Origin of the sequence: Streptomyces zaehneri (genome assembly GCF_032248645.1) — a bacterium.
Lineage (GTDB): Bacteria > Actinomycetota > Actinomycetes > Streptomycetales > Streptomycetaceae > Streptomyces > Streptomyces coriariae.
The window spans coordinates 14610-36326 of the sequence record NZ_JASTTJ010000042.1 but is presented as its reverse complement, the minus strand read 5'-3'; the positions used below and the strand labels follow the sequence as shown (position 1 = coordinate 36326).

At 72.8% G+C, this 21717-nt stretch carries 23 protein-coding genes, 1 tRNA gene and 1 pseudogene; 16 read left to right on the top strand and 9 right to left on the bottom strand.

The window, feature by feature from the left end:
* Together QQM72_RS39190 and QQM72_RS39185 are read left to right on the top strand one after the other, a co-directional pair.
* Nucleotides 1–250: pseudogene (locus tag QQM72_RS39190) on the top strand (hypothetical protein); the annotation flags it as partial.
* Nucleotides 251–304: 54 nt separating this feature from the next.
* On the top strand, nucleotides 305–976 hold the full coding sequence (locus QQM72_RS39185) for an O-methyltransferase (RefSeq protein ID WP_314225590.1): 672 nt from the start codon (nucleotides 305–307) through the stop codon (nucleotides 974–976).
* Nucleotides 977–1198: 222 nt separating this feature from the next.
* Here QQM72_RS39185 and QQM72_RS39180 read toward each other — a convergent pair whose 3' ends face one another.
* Nucleotides 1199–1591 carry a hypothetical protein gene (locus QQM72_RS39180; protein ID WP_020126876.1) on the bottom strand — a complete coding sequence of 131 codons (393 nt, stop codon included), beginning with the start codon at nucleotides 1589–1591 and terminating at the stop codon, nucleotides 1199–1201.
* A gap of 117 nt (nucleotides 1592–1708) precedes the next feature.
* Between QQM72_RS39180 and QQM72_RS39175 the strand changes: the two genes are divergently transcribed.
* On the top strand, nucleotides 1709–2161 hold the full coding sequence (locus QQM72_RS39175; RefSeq protein ID WP_314225589.1) for a DnaJ family domain-containing protein: 453 nt from the start codon (nucleotides 1709–1711) through the stop codon (nucleotides 2159–2161).
* Here the strand turns inward: QQM72_RS39175 and QQM72_RS39170 are convergent.
* Both QQM72_RS39170 and QQM72_RS39165 read right to left on the bottom strand, forming a co-directional pair.
* Entirely contained in the window at nucleotides 2150–3013 is an 864-nt protein-coding gene (locus QQM72_RS39170) for a hypothetical protein (protein ID WP_314225588.1), read from the bottom strand. The genes QQM72_RS39175 and QQM72_RS39170 overlap by 12 nt on opposite strands.
* Nucleotides 3014–3018: 5 nt before the next feature.
* A complete protein-coding gene (locus QQM72_RS39165) occupies nucleotides 3019–3717 on the bottom strand; it encodes a hypothetical protein (RefSeq protein WP_314225587.1) in 699 nt (232 codons plus the stop codon).
* A gap of 152 nt (nucleotides 3718–3869) precedes the next feature.
* Here QQM72_RS39165 and QQM72_RS39160 point away from each other — a divergent pair, with 152 nt between their 5' ends.
* Nucleotides 3870–4379, top strand: a complete 510-nt coding sequence (locus tag QQM72_RS39160) for a GNAT family N-acetyltransferase (protein WP_314225586.1) — start codon at nucleotides 3870–3872, stop codon at nucleotides 4377–4379.
* A 161-nt stretch (nucleotides 4380–4540) separates the two neighbouring features.
* Here the strand turns inward: QQM72_RS39160 and QQM72_RS39155 are convergent, their stop codons facing one another.
* Nucleotides 4541–6586, bottom strand: a complete 2046-nt coding sequence (locus QQM72_RS39155) for an MDR family MFS transporter (protein ID WP_314225585.1) — start codon at nucleotides 6584–6586, stop codon at nucleotides 4541–4543.
* Between the two features lie 172 nt (nucleotides 6587–6758).
* On the opposite strand from QQM72_RS39155, the gene QQM72_RS39150 reads away from it, so the two are divergent.
* Complete coding sequence (locus tag QQM72_RS39150; protein WP_314225584.1) at nucleotides 6759–7892, top strand: peptidoglycan-binding domain-containing protein; 1134 nt, start codon at nucleotides 6759–6761, stop codon at nucleotides 7890–7892.
* Nucleotides 7893–8216: 324 nt separating this feature from the next.
* Here the strand turns inward: QQM72_RS39150 and QQM72_RS39145 are convergent, their stop codons facing one another.
* On the bottom strand, nucleotides 8217–8864 hold the full coding sequence (locus QQM72_RS39145) for an HAD family hydrolase (protein WP_314225594.1): 648 nt from the start codon (nucleotides 8862–8864) through the stop codon (nucleotides 8217–8219).
* Between the two features lie 165 nt (nucleotides 8865–9029).
* On the bottom strand, nucleotides 9030–9611 hold the full coding sequence (locus QQM72_RS39140; RefSeq protein ID WP_314225583.1) for a TMEM165/GDT1 family protein: 582 nt from the start codon (nucleotides 9609–9611) through the stop codon (nucleotides 9030–9032).
* A 378-nt stretch (nucleotides 9612–9989) separates the two neighbouring features.
* Here QQM72_RS39140 and QQM72_RS39135 point away from each other — a divergent pair, with 378 nt between their 5' ends.
* From QQM72_RS39135 to QQM72_RS39115, 5 genes are all read left to right on the top strand, one after another.
* Nucleotides 9990–10634 carry an HNH endonuclease family protein gene (locus QQM72_RS39135; RefSeq protein ID WP_054238089.1) on the top strand — a complete coding sequence of 215 codons (645 nt, stop codon included), beginning with the start codon at nucleotides 9990–9992 and terminating at the stop codon, nucleotides 10632–10634.
* Between the two features lie 78 nt (nucleotides 10635–10712).
* On the top strand, nucleotides 10713–12359 hold the full coding sequence (locus QQM72_RS39130; RefSeq protein WP_314225582.1) for an alkaline phosphatase D family protein: 1647 nt from the start codon (nucleotides 10713–10715) through the stop codon (nucleotides 12357–12359).
* Between the two features lie 211 nt (nucleotides 12360–12570).
* Complete coding sequence (locus QQM72_RS39125) at nucleotides 12571–14667, top strand: FAD/NAD(P)-binding protein (protein WP_314225593.1); 2097 nt, start codon at nucleotides 12571–12573, stop codon at nucleotides 14665–14667.
* A gap of 103 nt (nucleotides 14668–14770) precedes the next feature.
* Nucleotides 14771–15226: a DoxX family protein gene (locus tag QQM72_RS39120; RefSeq protein ID WP_314225581.1), complete on the top strand. Its 456-nt coding sequence runs from the start codon at nucleotides 14771–14773 to the stop codon at nucleotides 15224–15226.
* 241 nt (nucleotides 15227–15467) lie between these two features.
* The gene (locus QQM72_RS39115) at nucleotides 15468–16082 is read left to right on the top strand and encodes a DedA family protein (RefSeq protein ID WP_314225580.1); all 615 of its coding nucleotides are present in this window, start codon (nucleotides 15468–15470) and stop codon (nucleotides 16080–16082) included.
* Between the two features lie 63 nt (nucleotides 16083–16145).
* On the opposite strand, the gene QQM72_RS39110 is transcribed toward QQM72_RS39115, so the two are convergent.
* Entirely contained in the window at nucleotides 16146–16391 is a 246-nt protein-coding gene (locus tag QQM72_RS39110; RefSeq protein WP_314225579.1) for a DUF2277 domain-containing protein, read from the bottom strand.
* A 98-nt stretch (nucleotides 16392–16489) separates the two neighbouring features.
* On the opposite strand from QQM72_RS39110, the gene QQM72_RS39105 reads away from it, so the two are divergent.
* Nucleotides 16490–17395, top strand: a complete 906-nt coding sequence (locus QQM72_RS39105; RefSeq protein ID WP_314225578.1) for a ketopantoate reductase family protein — start codon at nucleotides 16490–16492, stop codon at nucleotides 17393–17395.
* Here QQM72_RS39105 and QQM72_RS39100 read toward each other — a convergent pair.
* A complete protein-coding gene (locus tag QQM72_RS39100) occupies nucleotides 17385–17921 on the bottom strand; it encodes a GNAT family N-acetyltransferase (RefSeq protein ID WP_314225577.1) in 537 nt (178 codons plus the stop codon). The genes QQM72_RS39105 and QQM72_RS39100 overlap by 11 nt on opposite strands.
* A 113-nt stretch (nucleotides 17922–18034) precedes the next feature.
* Here QQM72_RS39100 and QQM72_RS39095 point away from each other — a divergent pair, with 113 nt between their 5' ends.
* The 5 genes from QQM72_RS39095 to QQM72_RS39075 all read left to right on the top strand — a co-directional run bounded on the left by QQM72_RS39095 (nucleotide 18035) and on the right by QQM72_RS39075 (nucleotide 21444).
* The gene (locus tag QQM72_RS39095; protein WP_314225576.1) at nucleotides 18035–18445 is read left to right on the top strand and encodes a thiol-disulfide oxidoreductase DCC family protein; all 411 of its coding nucleotides are present in this window, start codon (nucleotides 18035–18037) and stop codon (nucleotides 18443–18445) included.
* Nucleotides 18446–18453: 8 nt separating this feature from the next.
* A complete protein-coding gene (locus QQM72_RS39090) occupies nucleotides 18454–19302 on the top strand; it encodes a serine hydrolase domain-containing protein (protein ID WP_314225575.1) in 849 nt (282 codons plus the stop codon).
* Between the two features lie 92 nt (nucleotides 19303–19394).
* Nucleotides 19395–19739, top strand: coding sequence for a hypothetical protein (locus QQM72_RS39085; protein WP_314225574.1), 345 nt, complete (start codon nucleotides 19395–19397; stop codon nucleotides 19737–19739).
* Between the two features lie 128 nt (nucleotides 19740–19867).
* Entirely contained in the window at nucleotides 19868–20485 is a 618-nt protein-coding gene (locus QQM72_RS39080) for a hypothetical protein (protein ID WP_314225573.1), read from the top strand.
* 710 nt (nucleotides 20486–21195) lie between these two features.
* Complete coding sequence (locus QQM72_RS39075) at nucleotides 21196–21444, top strand: hypothetical protein (RefSeq protein WP_314225572.1); 249 nt, start codon at nucleotides 21196–21198, stop codon at nucleotides 21442–21444.
* Nucleotides 21445–21602: 158 nt separating this feature from the next.
* Here the strand turns inward: QQM72_RS39075 and QQM72_RS39070 are convergent.
* Nucleotides 21603–21674 (bottom strand) — tRNA-Val (locus tag QQM72_RS39070).
* Nucleotides 21675–21717 lie beyond the last annotated feature (43 nt).

Below are 21717 nucleotides of genomic sequence, written 5' to 3'. Positions count from 1 at the left end.
CCCCCGCAGCTCCTCCAGCCCCTCCCGTCCGTCCCCCCGCTCCCACTGCCGTTCCGCCGAAGCCGCCCGCGCCACCCCAGGCGCTCCCGACGCCCCCCATGCCTTCCGCGCGACCCGCTCCGCCCCCGCCCACGCCCAGCACGCCTCCCACGCCGCGTGCGGCGCCCTCCGCCTCTTTCGCGCCTCCCGCCGCGCCCCCTGCGCCGAACGGCTGAAAGCCCCGGCCGGGGATCCGTGGGGCTCGACTTAGCATTCCTGACGAGACATACCGCCGGATATGTCAGGTACACGAGAGGCATAGCGCATGAGCGAGTCGCAGGCCTGGGACGCCGTCGACGCCTACTTCACCGACCATCTCGCCCCGGACGACGAGGTGACGGCGGCCGCGCTGCGCGACAGCGAGGCCGCCGAGCTGCCGCCCGTCAACGTCACGGCCAACCAGGGCAAGCTGCTCCAGCTGCTCGCCGAGATCCAGGGGGCCCGGACGGTCCTGGAGATCGGCACGCTCGGCGGTTACAGCACGATCTGGCTGGCCCGCGCGCTCCCGGCCGACGGCCGGCTGATCTCGCTGGAGTACAGCCCCCGGCACGCGGAGGTCGCCACCCGCAACATCGCCCGCGCGGGCCTGGACAAGGTGGTCGAGGTGCGGGTCGGGCCTGCCCTGGAGTCGCTGCCGCTGCTGGCCGACGAGAACCCGCCACCGTTCGACCTCGTCTTCATCGACGCCGACAAGGCGAACAACGCCCACTACCTGGAGTGGGCGCTGAAGCTCACGAGCGTGGGCAGCCTGATCGTCGTCGACAACGTCGTTCGGGGCGGGCGGGTCGTGGAAGCGGACAGCGACGCGGGAGACGTGGTCGGCACCCGCGCCGCGATCGAACTGATCGGCTCGCACCCGAGGCTGAGCGGCACGGCCGTCCAGACGGTGGGGGCGAAGGGCTACGACGGCTTCGCGCTGGCGCGCGTGCTGGCGTAGGGCGTGTCCGGCCATGCGCGCCGGATCGGTGCGCGGCGTCCGGTGCGGTGCGTGGCACGGCGGCGGACCGCCCGTGTACCGGATGTACTCGGGTGATCCGACACCGCGGCGAGGCGCCGTGCCGGGCGTCGCGCGCCCGGCGGGAAGCGTCGGACGGGCCCTGGGCCTCCCGCCGGGGCGGACAGGCCCCGGCGGCACAGCCTTCCCGCTCCCCCGGACCTGTCACGCCTCGTGGTAGAAGCCCACGTTGACGCTGCGCGGCCCGGTGCGGTCGAGGACGATGATCTCGCCGGAGCCGCCGCGCGCCAGCGGCATGGTCCCGCCGTAGGCGAGCGGCTGGGCGTACTGGCCGCTCACGAGCCGCACCTCGGAGGACGGCTCGTCCTGCGACCCGCGCAGCCACGAGACCTGCCAGGTGCCCTCGGGGCCGCACAGGAACTCCAGGTGCACCCGGGAGACGAACAGCCAGTCGTCGGGGGTCGCGAGGCGGCACACGGACTTGTCCCGGCCCACCCGGAGCACGGCACCCGGGTCGCTGGGCGAATCGGCCATCAGCATGCCGGCCGTGGCGCCCTCTTCCGTCCCGGAGACGGTGGCCATGGTGAGTTCGAGCACGTGCGCTCCCCTTGAGATGTCTTTGACATGCCTGTCGGCGTGCTGGGTCCTAAGTGTGCTTGTACAGCGGCCGCATGATAAATCGCCCGGCCCCACCGCGTCCGGCACAATGGACGCATGACCGAGCGAAAGCCACCGGGTGTCCCGTTCGAGTCCTGGGTCGACAAGCAGATCCGTGAAGCGGAGCAGCGCGGCGAGTTCGCCCGACTGGCGGGAGCGGGAAAGCCGTTGCCGGCGGGTGCGGACACCGCGTACGACGAACTCTGGTGGATCAAGCGCAAGATGGCCCGTGAGGGCCTCTCCGTCCTGCCACCGACGCTCGCCCTGCGCAAGGAGGCGGAGGACGCCCTCGCGGCGGCCTACGCGGCGCCTTCGGAACGCCTCGTCCGGAAGATCGTCACGGACGTCAACGTCAAGGTGCGCGAGATGATGTTCAAGCCGCCGCCCGGCCCCCCGCTGGGCATGAAGCCGTACGACGTCGAAGCGGTCGTACGGGAGTGGCGGGAGCGCCGGGCGGCGGCAGGTGGTTCGGCCGCGAGGGCCGAAGGGGCCGACGGCTCAGAGGTGTAGCAGCCGCTCGGTCAGTTCGCGGTAGTCCCGCAGGGCCAGCCGGAGCTGCTCGGTGTCGGTGGCCGTCGCGGCGGCCGTCGCGGAGCGGTCCTTGCCGCCCTCCGACCCCGGCTGCCAGGACCCGCGCAGGGTGCGGCGTCGGCGGTCCACGGCGTCCGTGAACTGCGCGGCGAGTTCCTCCAGCACCTGGTCGGCCTCCGCGACGGCATCGCGCGGGCCGTCGACGAACCCGACGACCGCGTGCCGCATGCGGGAGGCGATCCGGTCGCACTCGTCGTCCGGCAGGAGGGACGCGCCGTGCTCGCGGTGCTGGGCGGCGGCCGCCGTCGGCTCACGGCCCGTGACGGTGTCCACCGCGCCGCTCGCGTCCCGGTGGCGGGGCTGTGCCCCTTCGCCGGAGGCACTGAGCGGGCCCGCGTCCCGGCCGGCGCCGGCCGCCCGGCCGCGTGCAGGTTCGCCCGCGCCGGTGCCGGTGCCGAGCGGCGTCGGCTCACCCACGGCTGTCGTACCGCGCGGCTCCGCCGACGTCCGTCCCCTCTCCCCCGGCAGGACGGCCTCCCCCGGCAGAGCGGCCTCACCCGGCGAGGCGGCCTCGCCGGTGCGCACGGGTTCGCCGGTGCGTGCGGCTTCGCCGGTGCGGGCCGGCTCGCCGGGCCGCAGAGTGTCGCCGGTGCGTGCGGTGTCGCCGGGCTTCGCCGCACGGGCTCGGTCGCTCGCCGGCCGGCGGTTCTCCGGAGTCCCGCCCGCAGTCGCGTCCGGGTTCGCAGCCGTGTCACGCGTCGTGTCCCGTATCGAGTCCCGTGTGGTGTCGGGCGTCGTGTGCGGCGTCTTGTTCGGTGTCAGGTCCGGCATGGCGGTCAGCCCTCCTTCGCCTGGTGACGGTGGAAGCCTCGCGGCAGGTGGTGGCCGGAGCCGGAGCCGTTCTGGCTCACGGGCTCCCGCGTCGTGCGACGACGGCCGGCGTCGTGGGAGGCCCCGCCGACCAGCTCGTCGAAGAGGGCGCGCGCGTCGACCATCGCGGCCCGCATGTCCTCCGTGCCGGGTGCGCCGGACGTGCCGGTCGCGCTCGCGTCGTGCGTGCCGGCGCCGTTGGCGCGCACGCGGGCGACCCGGTGGACGCGCCGGTAGCCCTGCACATGGTGCGCGTGGTGGACCGAGAGCGCGGCGAGCTGCTCCTCGTACTGGTCGCCGTCCGGGAAGCCCCGGGCGCCGGCCACTTCCGCGAGCAGCCGGTCGGCCTCGGTGACCGCCTCCTGGGGCGAGTCGACGAACCGCTCCTGCGCGGCCGTCCAGCGGGCCTCGAACCTCTCCCGCTCCGCGGGCTCCAGCGGGCGCTCGCGCAGCCCGCCGTGCCGCTCCACGAGGGCGTCGAGCTCGCGCTCGGCGGCCTTGACGTCCCCGTCGTGCCGGGCCACGGCACGGTCGTACTCGGGCCCGAAGCGACGCTTCAGACCGTGTCCGCCGTGCGAGCCGCGGGCCCGCACGGCCAGAACGGCCGCGCCGGCGACGATGGCCGCCACGATCACGATCAGAGCGATGATCACTCCTGTGGACATGCCTTGCCTTCCGATGTGTCGGCCCCACGGGCCGGTTCACGCATCGGGTTGCCCGGACCGCCTCTCCCAAACGGCCTGCGCACTCAACGGGACGAGGGTGCCGACGCATATTCGGTTGCGGGGCGGCCGGGCCGTCTTCGGACAATGGCCGCATGACGACGTCGCCGGCCTGGACCCTCACCGCCGAACCCTTTGACGCCCCGGTCGTCCGTGCCCTCTGGTGGGCGTACTACACCGAGGTCAGCGACCGCTACTACCTGTTGTACGAGGGGCGCAGGATCGACCCGGTCGAGCTGGAACGGGAGATCGCCGCTTATATTGGTGTTGAACTCGCGCCGCCGGGCGGACGGTTGCTCGTCGGGCGGTACGGCGGTGAACCGGCCGGCACCGCGGGCGTACGGCTGCGGGACGCCGACACCGCCGAGCTCACCCGGGTGTTCGTCCGGGCGGAGCTGCGCGGCCGGGGCGGCGCCGCGCTTCTCGTCCGGGGCGCCGAGGACGCCGCCCGCGCGCTCGGCGCCACCCGGATGATCCTCGACACCCGCGGCGACCTCGTCGAGGCCCGTGCCCTGTACGCCCGGCTGGGTTACACGGAGACCGCGCCGCACAACGCGGACCCGTACGCCGAGCACTGGTTCGGCAAGCCGCTCGGGCGTGTCTGACGATTCCCGCCGGGCGCGCGACGCCCGGCACGGCGCCTCGCCGCGGTGTCGGACCACCCGAGCAATCCGGTACGCGGGCGGTCCTCCGCCTCGCGACGCACCGCACCAGAGGCCGCGCGCCGATCCGACGCGCCTGGTCGGACACGCCCGGTGGCGGGCCCTCAGGTGAGCCGGTGGTCGGGCACCACCCGCCCGGCGTGCGGCTGTTCCCGGTCCGAGCCGCACAGCTCGCTGTTCAGTTCCCTGACGAGCTGGACCAGGTCGGTGGGCCGGTCCGGGCCCCACCAGTCGCCGAGCAGCTCGGCCAGCGACTCCTCGCGGACCTCGGCGAGCCGGTCGGCGACCTCGCGGCCCTCGTCGGTCAGCATCATGTCGAGTCCCTCGCGTACGGCGAGCCCGCGTCCCTCGATCTGACGGACGGCCTCGATGACCACCGGCAGCGGGACGGTGCCGTTCTCGGGGAGCACGCCCGGCTCGACACTGCCGTACCGCTTCATCCGCAGCAGCAGCCAGCTCGACGCCGGAAGGAGGTCCTGGCCGGCCAGGGCGGTGATCTTCCGGTAGATCTCGCGGCGGCCCTCGCGGGTGCCGAGGACGGACAGGGCCCGGCACACCTCGTCGTAGGAGGACCGTTCCACCGGGTTGCTGGCGAGGGTCTCCGTCACGTCGGGCGCGGTGACCGAGCCGCGCAGCGGGTCCTCCTTGAGGAACCACGCCAGGACGAAGCCGAGGAGGGCGACCGGGGCGGCGTACAGGAAGACGTCGGTGATGGCGGACGCGTACGCGTCCAGGGCCTGCGGTCGCAGGGTCGAGGGCAGCTCGGCGATGCCGCGCGGGTCGGACTCGAGTCCGCCAACCGTGACCCCGGACGGGAGTTGCACGCCCTTGAAGGCATCGGTGAGCTTGTCGCCGAGGCGGCCCGAGAAGACCGTGCCGAAGATCGCGACGCCGAAGGAGGCGCCGATCGAGCGGAAGAAGGTGGCGCCGGAGGTGGCGACGCCGAGGTCCTCGTACCCGACGGCGTTCTGCACGATCAGCACCAGCACCTGCATGACCAGGCCCAGGCCGAGGCCGAACACGAAGAAGCAGGCGCTCATCGCGCCCGTGGAGCTGTGCTCGTCGAGCCGGTGCAGGAGGAGCAGGCCGAGCGTGGTGACGCCGGTGCCGGCGACCGGGAACACCTTCCAGCGGCCGGTCCGGCTGACGATCTGCCCGGAGGCGGTGGAGGCCAGCAGCAGGCCCGCCACCATCGGCAGCATGTGCACGCCGGACAGGGTCGGCGAGACGCCCTGCACCACCTGGAGGAAGGTCGGCAGGTACGTCATCGCGCCGAACATCGCGAAACCGACGATGAAGCTGATCACCGCGGAGAGGGTGAAGGTGCGGATGCGGAACAGTTTCAGGGGGAGCACCGGTTCGGCCGCCCGCCGTTCCGCGGCCACGAACGCCACGGTCAGGAGCACGCCCAGCACCGCCAGGCCGACGATCTGCGGCGAGGCCCAGTCCCAGGTGGTGCCGCCGAGCGAGGCCACCAGGACCAGGCAGGTGGCGACCGCGGCGATGAGGAAGGTGCCGAGGTAGTCGATGACGTGCTTCGTCGACTTGCGCGGGATGCGCAGGACGGTCGCGATGACGGCGAGCGCGACGACGCCGACGGGCAGGTTGACGTAGAACACCCAGCGCCAGCTCAGATGCTCGGTGAACAGGCCGCCCAGCAGCGGGCCGAGGACGCTCGTGGCGCCGAACACCGCGCCGAACAGGCCCTGGTAGCGGCCGCGGTCGCGCGGCGGGACGAGGTCGCCGACGATCGCCATCGACAGCACCATCAGGCCACCGCCGCCCAGGCCCTGGAGCGCGCGGAAGGCGATCAGCTGTGGCATGTTTTGCGCCATTCCGCACAGCGCCGAACCGATCAGGAAGATGACGATCGCGGTCTGGAACAGCCTCTTGCGGCCGTACTGGTCACCGAGTTTGCCCCACAGCGGGGTCGCGGCCGTCGACGCCAGCAGGTAGGCGGTGACCACCCACGACAGGTGCTCCATACCACCGAGCTCGCTGACGATCGTGGGCAGGGCGGTGGACACGATCGTCTGGTCCAGGGCGGCGAGCAGCATGCCGAGCAGGAGGGCGCCGATGGAGACGAGAACGTTTCCGGACACGTGTTCGGCACGTGGATCCGCCGCCCTGCTGTGCGCGTCCAAGACCATGGATGCCTCCCGAGGCTCTGGTGACCCCCTCCATCGTGATCGGTGTGACCCGTTATGGCCTCTTGTAGTCGTCTTGCGCTCTGACGGAATACGACATTCCGGGGGTCGCGGGCGGCGGGGCATGCGAAGGATCTGCATAATCTCTGGAGTTTGAATGGGGAGGGACGAACACGTGATCGATCCGACGGGGCGCCGGGGGCACTCGGGGCAGCAGGGGCTGCCGTGCCCGGAATGCGGAGCGCTCCGCGCGCTCGACAACACCCCGTCCTGCGCCTGCGCCCAGCGCGCCTCCGAGGCCCAGCGCGACACGCGCACGACGGAGGCGGCCGCCGCGGAGGACTTCGATCCGTTGCGGATACGGCCCTACGTCGAGCTGGGGACCGAGGGCGGGGGCGGATCCGCGGGCGCTTCCGGGGGCCGGGCAGAGGGCGCGTCCACGGGCCACGCCGGCCCGGCCGACGTGACCATGCCACTCCCGACCGTTCCCGGCGTTCCCGGCGGAGCTCCCGGCGTTCCGGCCGACGCGACGATGCCCCTGCGCACCGTGCACCCCGGCGGCCCGGCGCCGGACATGACGGCGGCGCTGCCCACTCCGCCGGCCTCGTCCGCCTCCGAGCCCAGCACGACCGACCTGAGCCTGTTCGAGTCGGCGGGCGCCGGTGCCGTACACCCCGACGACGAGGAACCGCACCGCCCGCGCCGTCGCCGCACGCTGCTGATCGCGACGACCGCGGCCGTCGTGGCCGTGGTGGCGGCGGCCGGATTCGCCTCCGGGCTGTTCACCTACGAGAAGCCGACGCGGGACGGGGCCGCCCCCGAGGACGTGCGGGCGGCCGTGCCGGACGCCTCGACCAGCGCCGCCTCGGCGTCGGCCTCGCCGAGCCGCTCCGCGTCCCCGTCGGCCTCCGAGGCCTCGCCGTCGCCCTCCGAGAGCGAGAGCCCGTCGCCCTCCGCGTCGGAGTCGAGCGCCTCACCCTCGGCGTCGCCGTCGGCCGACGCCGGGCAGGCCACGCCGACCGCCCGCGTGACCGGCTCCCTGGCGCCCGGCAACGGTGCGGACAACGACGACGACTCCAGCGAGGCGGTCGTCCTGCGGCGCGGCGACAAGGGCGCCGAGGTGACCGAACTCCAGCTGCGGCTGCGCCAGCTGTTCCTCTACAACGGCGAGGCCGACGGCACCTTCACCGGCGAGGTCGAGGACGCCCTGCGCAACTACCAGTGGTCCCGCGGCACGACCGAGGACGGCCTGGGCACCTACGGAGCACAGACCCGCGCCCGCCTGGAGTCGGAGACGACGGAGCCGTAGCCCCGGAACCCTCAGCCCCCGGACCCTCGGCCCCCGGATTCCGGAACCACGCCATCACGGAACCACGCCACCACGGACCTCCGGCCATCACGGACCCGCCGCCACCACGTGCTTCACCGCGCCCGGACCCACGGCACGACGAACCCCGCGACACCCGAACCCACGACACCACAACCCCGGCGACACCACAGCCCCCACGACACCACTGCCCTCACGGCGCTCACGCCACAGGGACCGGCACCCGGACTCCGCCGGCCTCACTCGAACGCACCCGGAACCCGGTTCCGGGAAGCACACAACGACCGGCCCGCAGCCCCCGGCGCCTCACGCCACGTGGATCCGCACCCCGGACTCATCCGTCTCCACCCGCACCTGCCGCAGATCGCGGACCACCACGTCGGGTCCGTGTACGGCTGCCCGGGGCCCCACTCCCACGACCCGCATCCCGGCGGCCCGGCCGGCCTCGATGCCCGCGCCGGAGTCCTCGAACACCACGCAGTCGGCCGGGGCGATCCCCAGCTCGGCCGCGCCCTTGAGGAAGCCCTCGGGGTCCGGCTTGCTCGCGCCCACCGACTCCGCGGTGACGCGCACGTCCGGGAGGCCCAGTCCGGCCGCGGCCATCCGGGCCGTCGACAGCGGCACGTCCGCCGAGGTGACCAGCGCGTGCGGGACGCCCCGCAGGGAGGCGAGGAACTCCGGCGCTCCGGGCACCGGCACGACGCCGTTCATGTCGGCGGTCTCCTCCGCCAGCATCCGCGCGTTGTCCGCGTGGTTCAGGTGCACCGGCCGGCTGGGCAGCAGCACGGCCATCGAGGCGTATCCCTGGCGGCCGTGGACGACCTTCATGACGTCGTCCCCGTCGAGCCCGTGCGTGTCGGCCCAGCGCCGCCAGACCCGTTCCACGACGGCGTCGGAGTTCACGAGGGTGCCGTCCATGTCGAGCAGGAGGGCGCGGGCGGTCAGGACCGGCATCAGCAGCTCCAGGTAGGAAGAGAACAAGGCGGCCCCGCCCGCCGGTCAGGGAAAACGAGCGGGAGCCACTTTGTTTCTCTACGGTACAAAACAAAGCGGGTCCACCGCCACCCCGGCCGCGAGGCGCCGGGTGGCGTTCACCCGCCGTTCAGCTCGGCCGCGGCCTCAGCCGGCGATCGCCTCCCACAGGCTCCACACCCCGAGCGCCAGCATCAGCAGCGCCGCGATCCGCGTGATCAGCTTCAGCGGCACCCGCTTCATCAGCGCCTTTCCGCCGACGATGCCGAGCCCGGCCACCGCCCACAGCGCCAGCACCGCGCCCAGTCCGACGGAGAGCGGGTCGTCGTAGCGGGCGGCGAGGTTCGCCGTCATGATCTGGGTGAGATCGCCGAACTCGGCGACGAGGATCAGCATGAAGCCCGCGCCGGCGACCTTCCAGAAGGACTGGTCCTCCGGCCGCCGGACCTCCTCCTCGCCCTCGTCCTTCTTGAACAGCAGCACCGCCGCGCCGCCCAGGAACAGGACGCCGGTCAGCGCGTGCAGGAGCTGCTGCGGGAGCAGGGTCAGCACGCTGCCCGCCGCGACGGCCAGCGCGACATGCAGCGCGAAGGCGGCGGCGATCCCGGCGAAGACGTACGAGGCGCGGTAGCGGGTGCCGAGGACGAGGCCGGCGAGCGCGGTCTTGTCCGGCAGCTCGGCCAGGAAGACGACGCCGAAGACGAGCGCCGTGACGGTGATGCTGATCAAGGTTCCTCAATCGGTCGGGGCCGCCCCACCGAGAGTCCTGAACACTTCAGGAAACAAAGACACCTCGGCACGGCAGCACATAGGTCATCCCTGCCGTGAGGCACGGATGTGCACTGCTTGCCGAAGGTCTCGCTGGCCGACCCCGTGACGGGTCCGCCTCCGGGCGCCGGCTCAGACGAGCTGAGCAGTATGTCGACGGTCCGGCGAAGAGCTACTCCCCTTCTGCGTTCCCCATTGTACGAGATCGTTCTGCCATAAACCTTGTCGTGTCATGCCCACGTCACTAACTTCTCACCGGGCGCACATCTCCCCGCAACGTGCGGCCGCGAGCATTTCCCCGCTCGCGCTCCAACACCCCGCCTCCCCCATGGAGTTCGCATGTCGAAGTTCTACGCGCGTGGACGGCTGAGCATACTCGCCGCCCTCACCGGCCTCATAGCCTCGGTCGGGCTGCTCAACTCCCCGACCGCCTCCGCCGCTCTCCCCACCCCGGTCAGCGCCGCGACCGCCCGCACCTACCTCGCCTCGCTCACCGTGGCGACCGAGGTCCGCACCGGCTACAGCCGTGACCTCTTCCCGCACTGGATCACCATCTCCGGCACCTGCAACACCCGGGAGACGGTCCTCAAGCGCGACGGTACGAACGTCGTCACCAGCTCCGCCTGCGCCGCCACCAGCGGCAGCTGGTTCTCCCCCTACGACGGCGCCACCTGGACCGCCGCCGCCGACGTCGACATCGACCACATGGTCCCGCTCGCCGAGGCCTGGGACTCCGGCGCCCGCAACTGGACCACCGCCCAGCGCCAGGCCTTCGCCAACGACCTGACCCGCCCGCAGCTCATCGCCGTCACGGACAACGTGAACCAGTCCAAGGGCGACCAGGACCCGGCCGAGTGGATGCCGTCGGTCACCTCGTACCGCTGCACCTACGTCCGCGCGTGGGTGCAGGTGAAGTACTACTACGACCTGTCGGTGGACTCCGCCGAGAAGAGCGCGCTCACCAGCTACCTGTCGAGCTGCTGATCGACTCGTGACCGCGGGGATCTCCCCACTCTCCTCCGTCGTTCCGTACCGTACGGGGCGACGGAGGAGGGCGATCGCGTGGCCGAACTGCGGCTGGGACCAGTGCTGAGATACGCCGACGGCTCGACGGCGACCGTATGGGTCGAGGCGAGCCGCCCGTGCGACACCGAGGTGCGCTGCGCGGACGGTGCGGGCGGCACCGCCCACACCTTCCAGGTGGCGGGCCACCACTACGCCCTCGTCGAGGTGACGGGCCTGACGGCGGGCACGGCCACGGGATACGAGGTCTTCCTCGACGGCACCCGCGTGTGGCCGCTGCCCGACTCCCGCTTCCCGCCCTCGGAGATCCGCACCCCCGCCGCGGTCGACGCCGGCGACGACGGCGACGAGGTCCGGGTGGCGTTCGGCTCCTGCCGCTGGGCGGCGCCCCCGGCCGGCGGGCACGACCCCGTGGGCCCCGACGCCCTGGACAGCCTGGCGGCCCGCCTGGCCGCCGATCCGGCGGCCGAACGGCCCGACGTCCTGCTGCTGCTGGGCGACCAGGTCTACGCCGACGAGGTCTCCGACGCGACCAAGGAGCGGATCTCCGCCCGGCGCGGCCTCACCGACGCCCCGGGTGCCGAGGTCGCGGACTTCGAGGAGTACACCTGGCTCTACTACGAGTCCTGGCTCGACCCCGAGGTGCGCTGGCTGCTGTCCACCGTGCCCAGCTGCATGGTCTTCGACGACCATGACGTCATCGACGACTGGAACACCTCCGCCTCCTGGCTGGCCGACATGCGGGCCGAACCCTGGTGGCGCGAGCGGCTGCTGAGCGGCCTGATGTCGTACTGGGTGCACCAGCACCTCGGGAACCTCTCCCCGGCCGAGCTGGCCACCGACCCGCTCTACGCCGCCGTACGCGAGGGTCCCGACGGCACCGACGCACTGCGTGCCTTCGCCTGTCGTGCCGACGCGGACCCGGCGTCCGTGCGGTGGAGCTACCGGCGCGACTTCGGGCGCGTGCGGCTGCTGATGGTCGACAGCAGGGCGGCGCGGGTCCTCGACGAGGGCGGGCGCTCGATGCTCCACCCGGGCGAGTGGACCTGGCTGCGCGAACAGACCCTCGACGGCCCCGGCTCCTACGACCACCTCCTGATCGGCACCTCGCTGCCCTGGCTGCTGCCCCATCTGGTGCACGACGCCGAGGAGTGGGACGCGGCGCTGTGCCGGGGCGAGCGCGGGGCGCGCTGGGCCCGCCTCGGGGAGAAGGTGCGGCGGGGGGCGGATCTGGAGCACTGGGCGGCCTTCCCCGATTCCTTCGCCGCGCTGGCGGCACTGATCGCCGAGACGGGGACGGGGGCAAAGGCGCCGGCGAGTGTGCTCGTGCTCTCCGGGGACGTGCACCACGCGTACGTGGCGGAGCCGTACTGGCACGAGGGCGGCGGCCCCGACGCGCGGGTGCTCCAGCTCACCTGCTCCCCCGTGCACAACTCCGTCCCCGCGTCGATCCGGGTGGGCTTCCGCTTCGGCTGGAGCGCCGTGGCCCGGGCGCTCGGCCGCCGCCTGCGCCGGCACGGCCGCTGTCCCCGGCCGCCCGTCGGCTGGCGCAGGAAGGGCGGGCCGTGGTTCGGCAACCAGCTCATGTTCCTCACCCTGCGCGGGCGTTCGGCCCGGCTGCGGCTGGAGCAGGCCCAGGCTGACGGATCGCTGACGACGGTGCGGGAGTCCGACCTGACTCCATGACGACTCCCCGAGGGGTCCCTGACGGCTCCCTGGGGACTCCCGAGGCGGAACAACCGGGGTATCCGGGGCCCGCGTTGGCTTCCGTGACGGCCGACGGCATGATGATGCGGACCGTCCGCTTCCACCGCGGTCCCGTGGACGGTCCGCTCCATCGCGCCCCACACGCCCGGGAGTCACCCTCTTGCCCTCAGTGAACGCAGACCAAGCCGGCATCGGAGAGCCCGCACCGGACGCGAACACGAGACCGTCGGTCACCGTTTCCGTCGCCCTCGTCGGCGCCGGGCCGCGCGGCACCAGCGTCCTGGAACGCCTCTGCGCCTCCGCGCCCGACCTCCTTCCGCCCGGAGCGCGGCTGACCGTCCACGTCGTCGATCCCGCCCCGCCGGGACCGGGTCGCGTGTGGCGCACCACGCAGTCGCGGGAGCTGCTCATGAACACCGTGGCCTCGCAGGTCACCCTGTTCACCGACGACAGCGTGGACTGCGCGGGCCCGATCCGTCCGGGTCCGAGTCTGCACGCGTGGGCGGCCGGCGAGCTGGGCCCGGACGAGTACCCGACCCGCGCGCACTACGGCCGCTATCTGGAGTGGGTGTTCGCCAGGACCGTGCGCCAGGCCCCGCCGTCGGTGCGCGTAGAGACGCACGCGGCCCGCGCGGTCCGGCTCGACGACGCCGCCGACGGCCGCCAGGTCCTCACCCTGGACGACGGCCGGATCCTGCTCGGCCTGTCCGCCGTCGTCCTCGCCCAGGGGCATCTGCCGGTGGTCGCCGACACCGCCCAGCGACGCCACACCGCGTACGCCCGACAGCACGGCCTGCGGCACGTCCCGCCCGCCAACCCGGCCGACGTCGACCTCGCCGCGCTCGCCCCCGGCGAACCGGTGCTGCTGCGCGGTCTCGGCCTGAACTTCTTCGACCACCTGGCCCTGCTGACCACCGGCCGGGGCGGCCGCTTCGTCCCTGCCCACGCCAACGCCCACGCCCACGCCGGCACCGGCACCGGCACCGGCACCGGCACCGGCACCGGCACCGGCACCGGCACCGGCAATGACGTCCACAGCGGGCGGACGGCCCTGCGCTATCTGCCCTCCGGTCACGAGCCGCGGCTGTACGCCGGCTCCCGGCGGGGCATCCCGTACCAGGCCCGTGGCGACAACGCCAAGGGGCCGTACGGCCGCCACCGGCCGCTCGTGCTGACCCCGGAGGTGATCGCGGGTTTCCGCAAGCGCGCGGACTCGGGTGAGGCGCCCGACTTCCTGGCCGAGATATGGCCGTTGGTGGCGAAGGAGGTGGAGACGGTCTACTACGCGGCCCTGCTGCGGGAGCAGGCGCGGTCCGGCCCCGCGGAGAGTTTCGTGCGGGAGTTCCCGGCCGTCCCGCACGGCGACGCCCAGGAGGCCGTGCTGCTCGACGGGTTCGGGATACCGCGGGCCGACCGCTGGAGCTGGGACCGGATCTCCCGGCCGTACACGGGACGGCGGTTCGCGCATCCGGGACAGTGGCGGGACTGGCTGCTCGGCTATCTGCGCAGGGACGCGGAGGACGCCGCCCGGGGCAATGTGGACGGTCCCGCGAAGGCGGCCCTGGACGTCATGCGCGACCTGCGCAACGAGCTGCGGCTGATCGTCGACCACGCCGGTCTGACCGGCGCCTCCCGCCGGGACCACCTGGACCGCTGGTACACCCCGCTCAACGCGTTCCTGTCCATCGGCCCGCCGCGCCGACGCGTCGAGGAACTGGCCGCCCTGGTGGAGGCGGGGGTGGTGGAGGTGCTCGGGCCCCGGCTGGAGGTGCGGGAGGAGGACGGGGCCTGGCGGGCGCACGCGCCGGAGGTGCCGGGGTCGGCCGTCCGGGTGACGACCCTCGTCGAGGCGCGGCTTCCGGAACCGGATGTGCGGCGCACCGCCGACGGCCTGCTGGCTCGGCTGCTGAAAACCGGGCAGTGCCGTCCCCACAGGGTGGACGGCTACGTGACCGGAGGCCTGGACGTGACCCCGCGCCCCTATCACCTGATAGACCGTCAAGGCAAGCCGCACTCAAGGCGGTTGGCGTTCGGAGTGCCTACGGAAGGCGTGCACTGGGTCACCGCGGCAGGTGCCCGCCCAGGGGTGGATTCGGTCACGCTTTCGGATGCGGACGCGGTGGCGAGAGCCGCTCTGCGCGCGGCCGCCGGGGAGCTCGAACCCGGTACGGACCCCCAGGCAGAGCCCCGGACGGAACCGCGAGCGGGGGGCCCGGCGGAACCCCGGACGAGACCACGGACCGGACCCGACCCGTGGCTAGAAGTTGAACTTGCAAGCATCGATTAGGTGCGCCTAGCGTGTGTCGCTCATTCGGTACCGCCGCCCCCACCGACCGGTCCTTCCCCCATTCGGGACCGGCCCGACCGACACCGAAGGAGCACCCCCCACCATGTCCGCTCGCCTCAACACCGCACAGCCGTACGCGATCGGCCTCTTCCGTGTCGTCGTAGGCCTGCTCTTCGCCTGCCACGGCGCGGCCTCGCTCTTCGGCGTCCTCGGCGGCGCCGCGGGCACCGACGGCGGCACGCTCGACTCCGGCACCTGGCCCGGCTGGTACGCGGCCGTCATCCAGCTGGTCTGCGGCAGCCTGGTGCTGCTCGGTCTCGGCACCCGGGCCGCCGCCTTCCTGGCCTCGGGCTCCATGGCGTACGCCTACTTCGACGTGCACCAGTCGAGCGCCCTGTGGCCGATCCAGAACGGCGGCGAGGCCTCCGCGATGTTCTGCTGGGCCTTCCTGCTGCTGGTCTTCACCGGCTCCGGCGCCCTCGGCCTCGACCGCCTCTTCGCCGGCCGCCCGGCCACCGAGCGGGAGCCCGCGGCGCGCGAGGCCACGGTTTCCGCCTGACCCCGTTGCGACCGACACCGTGATCCGCGGTCGTCCGGGCCCTCACGGCGCCCGGACGACCGCGGATCAGCACGTGGTGGACGCTCCCGCGTGAACGTACTGCGCCGAACACATGTGCCCCCCGTGAATCCACTGTCACGCTCCGGGCGTACGCTGTATGGCTGGCATTGGCCGCACCTGCCGCTCCCCCGCGACACAGCGGCACGGTCGGCCGTCACGGGGGAGACACGGGGAGTCAGTGGTGTTCGAAAGTGTGGGGGCTTTGCTCGGCAGCCCATGGATCTACGCGGTGGTGGGCCTGTCGGTCCTCCTCGACGTGTTCCTGCCGGTGCTGCCCAGCGGGGTGCTCGTCATCACGGCGGCCACGGCCGCGGCGGCGGGCTCGGGTGCGGCGACCGGTCAGGTGCCGCACGACGTACCGGACATCATGGTGCTGATCCTCTCCGCGACGACCGCCTCGGTGCTGGGCGACCTGGTGGCCTACCGGCTGGCCTGGCGCGGCGGTGAGCGCCTGGACCGGGCGATCTCCCGCTCCCGACGGCTGACCACCGCGCAGGAACGTCTCGGCGAGGCGCTGGCCCGGGGCGGCGGCGCGCTGGTCGTGCTGGCCCGTTTCGCCCCCGCCGGCCGCTCCGTCGTCTCGCTCATCGCGGGCGCCGCCCACCGCCGCCCCCGCGAGTTCCTCCCTTGGTCCGCCCTGGCCGGCCTCTCCTGGGCGGGCTACAGCGCCGCCCTGGGCTACTTCGGCGCGCACTGGCTGGGCACGACGTGGCTGGCGACGGGGGTGTCGGTGCTCGCGCTGTGCGGCGCGGGGGCCGGTGCGGCGTACGTCATGCGACGGCAGCCGGCGGCGTAGCACGCCACCGGCCGGGCCCCACGCGGCCTGCGTGCGCTGGGTTCGCTGGGTTCGCTGGGTTCGCTACGTGCCCTGGGTGCGCGCTGCGGCGCCCCGGCCGGCCCCGCGCACCTCCAGCCCGTCCAGCAGCTCCGCCGTGGCCGCGGCGATGACCTCGACCGCTCGCTCGAACACCTCCCGGTTGTGCTCGGCCGGTGCCCGGAAGCCGGACACCTTACGGACGTACTGCAGGGCTGCGGCGCGCACATCGTCCTCCGTCGCCTGCTCGGGCAGGGCGGGGGGACGCAGCGTCTTGATGCTCCGGCACATGTCTCCCAGTCTCCCCCGGCACCCCGCCCTCGTGCCATGATCACCTCCGAGGCGGCCACCGCACCCGCGGGGCCGACCGACGAGAGGGACAACAGCACATGACGAAGGACATACTCGGCGTCGCCGTTCTCGGCCCCGGCGGGGTGGGAGGTCTGCTCGCGGCCCTGCTGTCCCGCGCCGGCCACCGGGTGACCTGCCTGGCCGGCGAGGAGACGACGGCGGCCCTGCGCGCCGGCGGCATCCGCGTCCGCAGCACCCCGTTCGGCGACTTCACGGCCCCGGTCGCGGCGGACACCGAGCTGCGCGCGCCCGTCGACGCGGTGCTGATCACCGTCAAGCACACCGCCCTCGACGCGGCCCTGGCCCGGGTCCCCGCCTCGGTTCTCGGCGAGGACACCCTCCTCGTGCCGTTCCTGAACGGCGTCGAGCACCCGGCGGTCCTGCGCGCCCGGTACCGCCCGGACCGGGTCGCCCCGGCAGTCGTCCGGGTCGAGTCGACCCGGGTCGCGCCGGGCGTGATCGAGCACGGGAGCGGTTTCGCGGAGATCGACCTGACCGGCGACGCCGTGCCGCGCCCGCGCCTCGACGCGCTCGCGCGGGTGCTGGAGGCGGCCGGCCCGGCCGTCCGCGTCCTGCCGGACGAGACCGCCGCCCTGTGGGCGAAGATGGCCTTCCTGGCGCCCTTCGCCCTGCTCACCACCCGGTACGGTCTGCCGCTGGGCGAGGTCCGCACCCGGCACCGCGAGGAACTGACCGCCCTGGTCGAGGAGACCGCCGCCGTCAGCCGCGCCTGCGGCGCCCCCGCCGACCCGGCCCAGGCGCTCGCGCGCTACGACTCCTTCGCCCCCGGCACGAAGTCCTCCATGCAGCGGGACGCCGAGGCGGGGCGGCCCCTCGAACTCGACGCGATCGGCGGGGGGTTGCTGCGCGCGGCCGGGCGGCACGGGGTTGCGGTGCCGGTGGCCGCGCGCCTGGTGCGGGAGTTGGCGGACGCTACCCGATAGAGGCGGGCCCGGTGCGCAGGTCGACGTACCAGTCGTTGGACCGGATCGGGTTCCCCTTCGGGTACTCGAAGTCGGCCTGCCCGAGCAGGGTGAACCCGGCCTTGCGGCAGACCCCGTTGGACGCGGCATGCTCCACCTTGGGGAACGCGTGCAGGGCCGGGTGGCCGCCGCGCCCGGCCCGCTGCCGTACGACGTCGACGAGCGCCCGGGCCGCCGTCGCGGCGAGCCCTCTGCCCTGGAACTCCGGCAGGATCCCCCAGCCCGTCTCCCACACCGTCTCGCCCCGCCACTCGCGCTCCCAGTAGCCGATCGAGCCGACGGTCTCCCCGGTGTCCGCGAGCGTGACCCGGTACATGCGCCCGGCGAACGGCTCGACATAGCGCCGATGCCGGTCGGCGAGTTTCTCCTCGCTCTCCGGCCCGCCCAGGTGCTCCGTCATCTCGGGGCTGTTGGCCCGCCGCAGCAGCCAGAAGTCGCCCTCGGACCAGGGCACCAACCGCACCTGTTCCACGTCCCGTTCCTTCATGCGCGTCACCCTAGAGCCAGGGTCCGACACCGGTGGTGGCCCGCCGCCGTGCGAGGCTGCGGGGAGGAACCAGTCAGCGCCCCCACCGTGGGTGGGGAGTGGAAGGGACACCAGTGACCAGCCCCGCTCCGCACGGCCCGCACGGCGTACCCCCGGTACTCGCCTACGACGGGGACTGCGGCTTCTGCCAGACGTCCGTCGACCGTATCCGCGGCCTCGCCGCTCCGGCGCTGGAAGCGGTTCCGTGGCAGTTCCTGCCCACGGAGTCGACCGCGCCGCATCTCGAACGGCTGGACCGGGAGGTGTTGTTGCTGCGCGGCGGCACGGTCCTCGCGGGCGGGGCCGACGCGCTGGCCCGCTGGCTCGGCACCTCGCCGTCCGCCGCGTACCGCACTCTCTCCGCCGTCCTCCGGCTGCCCGGCGTCCGGGGCTGCGCCCGCCTGGTCTACCGCCGGGTGTCGCGCAACCGCCACCGGCTGCCCGGCGCCACCCCGGCGTGCGCGGTCCCGCCGCGCGGCGAGTGAGGCCCCTCGTGCGCCGTCGCGTCCCGACCTGCGTCCTCACCCACGCGGACCCGCCCGCCCTCGCCGACGGTCACGCCGTCGACCGTTACGTCGAGATCGGCTCGCTCACCAAGGTCGTCACGGGCACGGCGCTGACCCGGATGGCCGCGGCCGGGGTACTCGCGCTCGACGACCCGGTCGAGCGGTGGCTGCCCGAAGCCCCCGCGACCGGGATCACCCTCCTGCACCTGGCCCGGCACACCTCCGGCCTCCCTCGGCTGCCGCCCGGCCGCCTCCCGCCCCGGGACCCGTACGCGGCGTTCGACCGCTCCGCGCTGCACGCGCTGCTCCCAGGCCTGGACACGCTCGCCACCCGGCCCCCGGGCCAGGAGGAGGAGTACTCCAACCTCGGGTACGCCGTCCTCGGCGCGGCCCTGACCGCCGCGGCCGGGGCGACCTACGAGGAACTGGTGGACGCGTACGTGCTGCGTCCGCTGGACGTCACGGAGATGACGGCACGCCCGGTCCAGGCGCGGCGGCTGCCTGCCCCGGGCCTGTTCGGCAGGCCGCGCAGACCGTGGACGATGGACGGCGCGATACTCCCGGCGGGCGGGCTGTGGGCCACGCCCCGCGCGGTGGCCGACCTGGTCGTCCGGCTGCTGGTGGAGCGCCGGCTGGGGGACCCCGCGCCCACCTGGGCGACCGCCGGTCCGCTGCGCTGGCACAACGGGGCGACACGCCACGCCTCGCTCTTCACCGGGGCGACGGCGGAAGGCAGTTGGGTGGTCGTCCACCGCCTCAACGCCGACCCGGACGGCACGGACCGGCTGGGCCTCGCCGTCCTCGAACGGAACCGGACGGTCACCCGCGACACCTGAGACACCACACCCGAGACACAATCGAACGTACGTTCACACGAACACCCCAAAGGAGCTCGCCACCCAAATTCGAACAGGCGTACCATTGTCGCGTGGCTACGACCTTTGACTTTCCGAGCGACCTGCGCGCCGGTCAGGAGGAGCTGCATCAGGTCAGGGCCGAGCTGTCGGCCCTGCTGAAGCGGCTCCCCTGGTCGGTCGAGCCCCTGGACGGCTTCAGCGACGACGCGGGCTGGCGCAAGACCGAGCGCCCCGCTTCCCCCGGCTGGACGGCCGACGAGCAGGCCGAGGTGGAGAAGCTCCGCCGGCGGGAGCACGAACTCGCGGTGTTCGTGACCTGCCACCGCTTCTGGGCGGAGGTCGCGACCCCGGACCGGGTGGTGGCCCGCATGAACCTGAAGCACACCCGCGAGACGCCACCGGGGGACGACGGCTAGTCGTCGGAATCCGTTGACAAGACCCTTATCTCACACGATCAGGTGACCTTTCGCGTCTTGATGCAACCGCGCAGCCCCCGCCATCGGTCGCAAGGAGTCAAGACACAGACGATCCCCCGGGGGAGCACGTGAGCCAGCAGCACCCACAGCACGACCCGCACCAGCCCGGCCGGGGAGGCCCTCAGTCCCCAGGAGGCTTTCCTCCACCGCCGAAGAGGAAGGTCGGCAGGTTCATCGGGCTCGGCTGCGCCGGCATCATCGGCCTGTTCCTGCTGCTCGCCGTCGCCATCGCGATCACCGGCACAGGTGGCGGCGATGACGAGTCCGGCAGCTCCGCCGACCCGACCCCTGCGGCCTCCTCGCCCAAGGGCGAACGGCCCGCCGCGGCCGGCGACCCGAGCGACGCCACGAAGAGCGAGGCCAGGACCGGGAAACCGAAAGAGAAGAAAGTGGTCACCTTCAAGGTGTGGGGCACCGCCCCCGCCGGCACGTTGGGCCCGCTCGACATCACCTACGGCTCGGACAGTGACACCCGCAAGGGCACGTTCGCGAACGGCAGCTTCGAGGCCACGCTGCCCCTGGACGGCGACGCGATGTACTACAACGTGACGGCCCAGCTCCAGGGCTCGGGCGACATCAACTGCTCGGTCACGGTCGACGGCCACACGGAGAAGGCCCATGCGTCCGGCGGCTACAACATCTGCAACGCGCAGGCCAACGCCGGCATCCTCGGCGGCTGGGACTGACGACCGAAGACACCCCATGCGAACCCCGGACGCGGGAGCGGCCTCCCGCCCGCCGACCTCGTCCGCCGAGAAGAGGCCCGCCACCGAGGCGGCAGGGGCCGGTGTCAATGCTGGACGAACTCACGAATCAGGCGGGCGATGTTCGCGAGAGCTGAGGCTCCTGCAAACAGAATCGCCCATCGAGATTTCGGCTCTTGGGGATTGCGCGCAGGGGCGCTACGGTTTTCGGACATACGGCATCACCTCAGTCAACGAGGGCTGTGTGTTGGGGGCCCGCGCGCCTCAAGGTCACGCTGTCCAGGCCGACTCGAGGTGGGCGGGCTCTTGCAATTGCACCAGCCGGAAATCACAGCGCGTAAGGGGAACAGAGCATCATTTTCCTGCACGTTCAGGATCCTGATCGCATATCAAATCGCCACGATTGGTAATCAACGGACACTTCGTCGCCACCTGGACGACGGCGCATAGGCGTGCTGACAAGGCACCTCCGGTGTTTGATCCGCTACGGCAACGAGCCGCCATCCCACCCAGGACGGCCGGCAATGAGAAACGGCCGAGGCGTACAGCGGATCGCACGGGCACACGGTCGCGTGCCCGTCCCGTGGCCGAGGACCTCGCTGCCGGCGGCGCCCTCCGCCCGGAACCGGCGGAACCACACCTGGCGGCCCGAAGCCACTGCTACGCGCGGCGGCAGGGGCTAAATTCATCGGATGGGCGTACATATCGAGTTCGTCGACCAGAGCCGCGGCCCGGCAAAGTTCGAGGACGGCCAGGTGAGCCACCCCGCGGCGTACGCGTACTGCTACGAACTGCTCCCGCACGGAGTCATCGCCGTCTACAAAGTGATTCAGCCCGTGAACAAGAAGGGCCAACCGATAGGTGATCCGAGCCGCGAGGAAGTCGTGGTCTACGGGCCTGCGGCCTGGTTGGCGGCGTACGGCAGACGCTGGGCCCGTTAGCGAGCGACTGCTACCTGGGGTTCCGGCGGGGTGAGCTGGGCACCGGAGGACGCTGCGGAGCGTGGTGTGAGGGCTTCCGGGAGTTGATCTCCCGAATATCCCCTGAAAGATCTCCAGGGGCCTCCTTGCTGATCATGCAAGGAGGCCCCTGGCTCGTGTGGGCGCGGACGGTTTCGAACCGCCGACATCCTGCTTGTAAGGCAGGCGCTCTACCCCTGAGCTACGCACCCGGGACGAGTCGACAGCCTACATTGCCCGGGGCGGTGCCCCGCA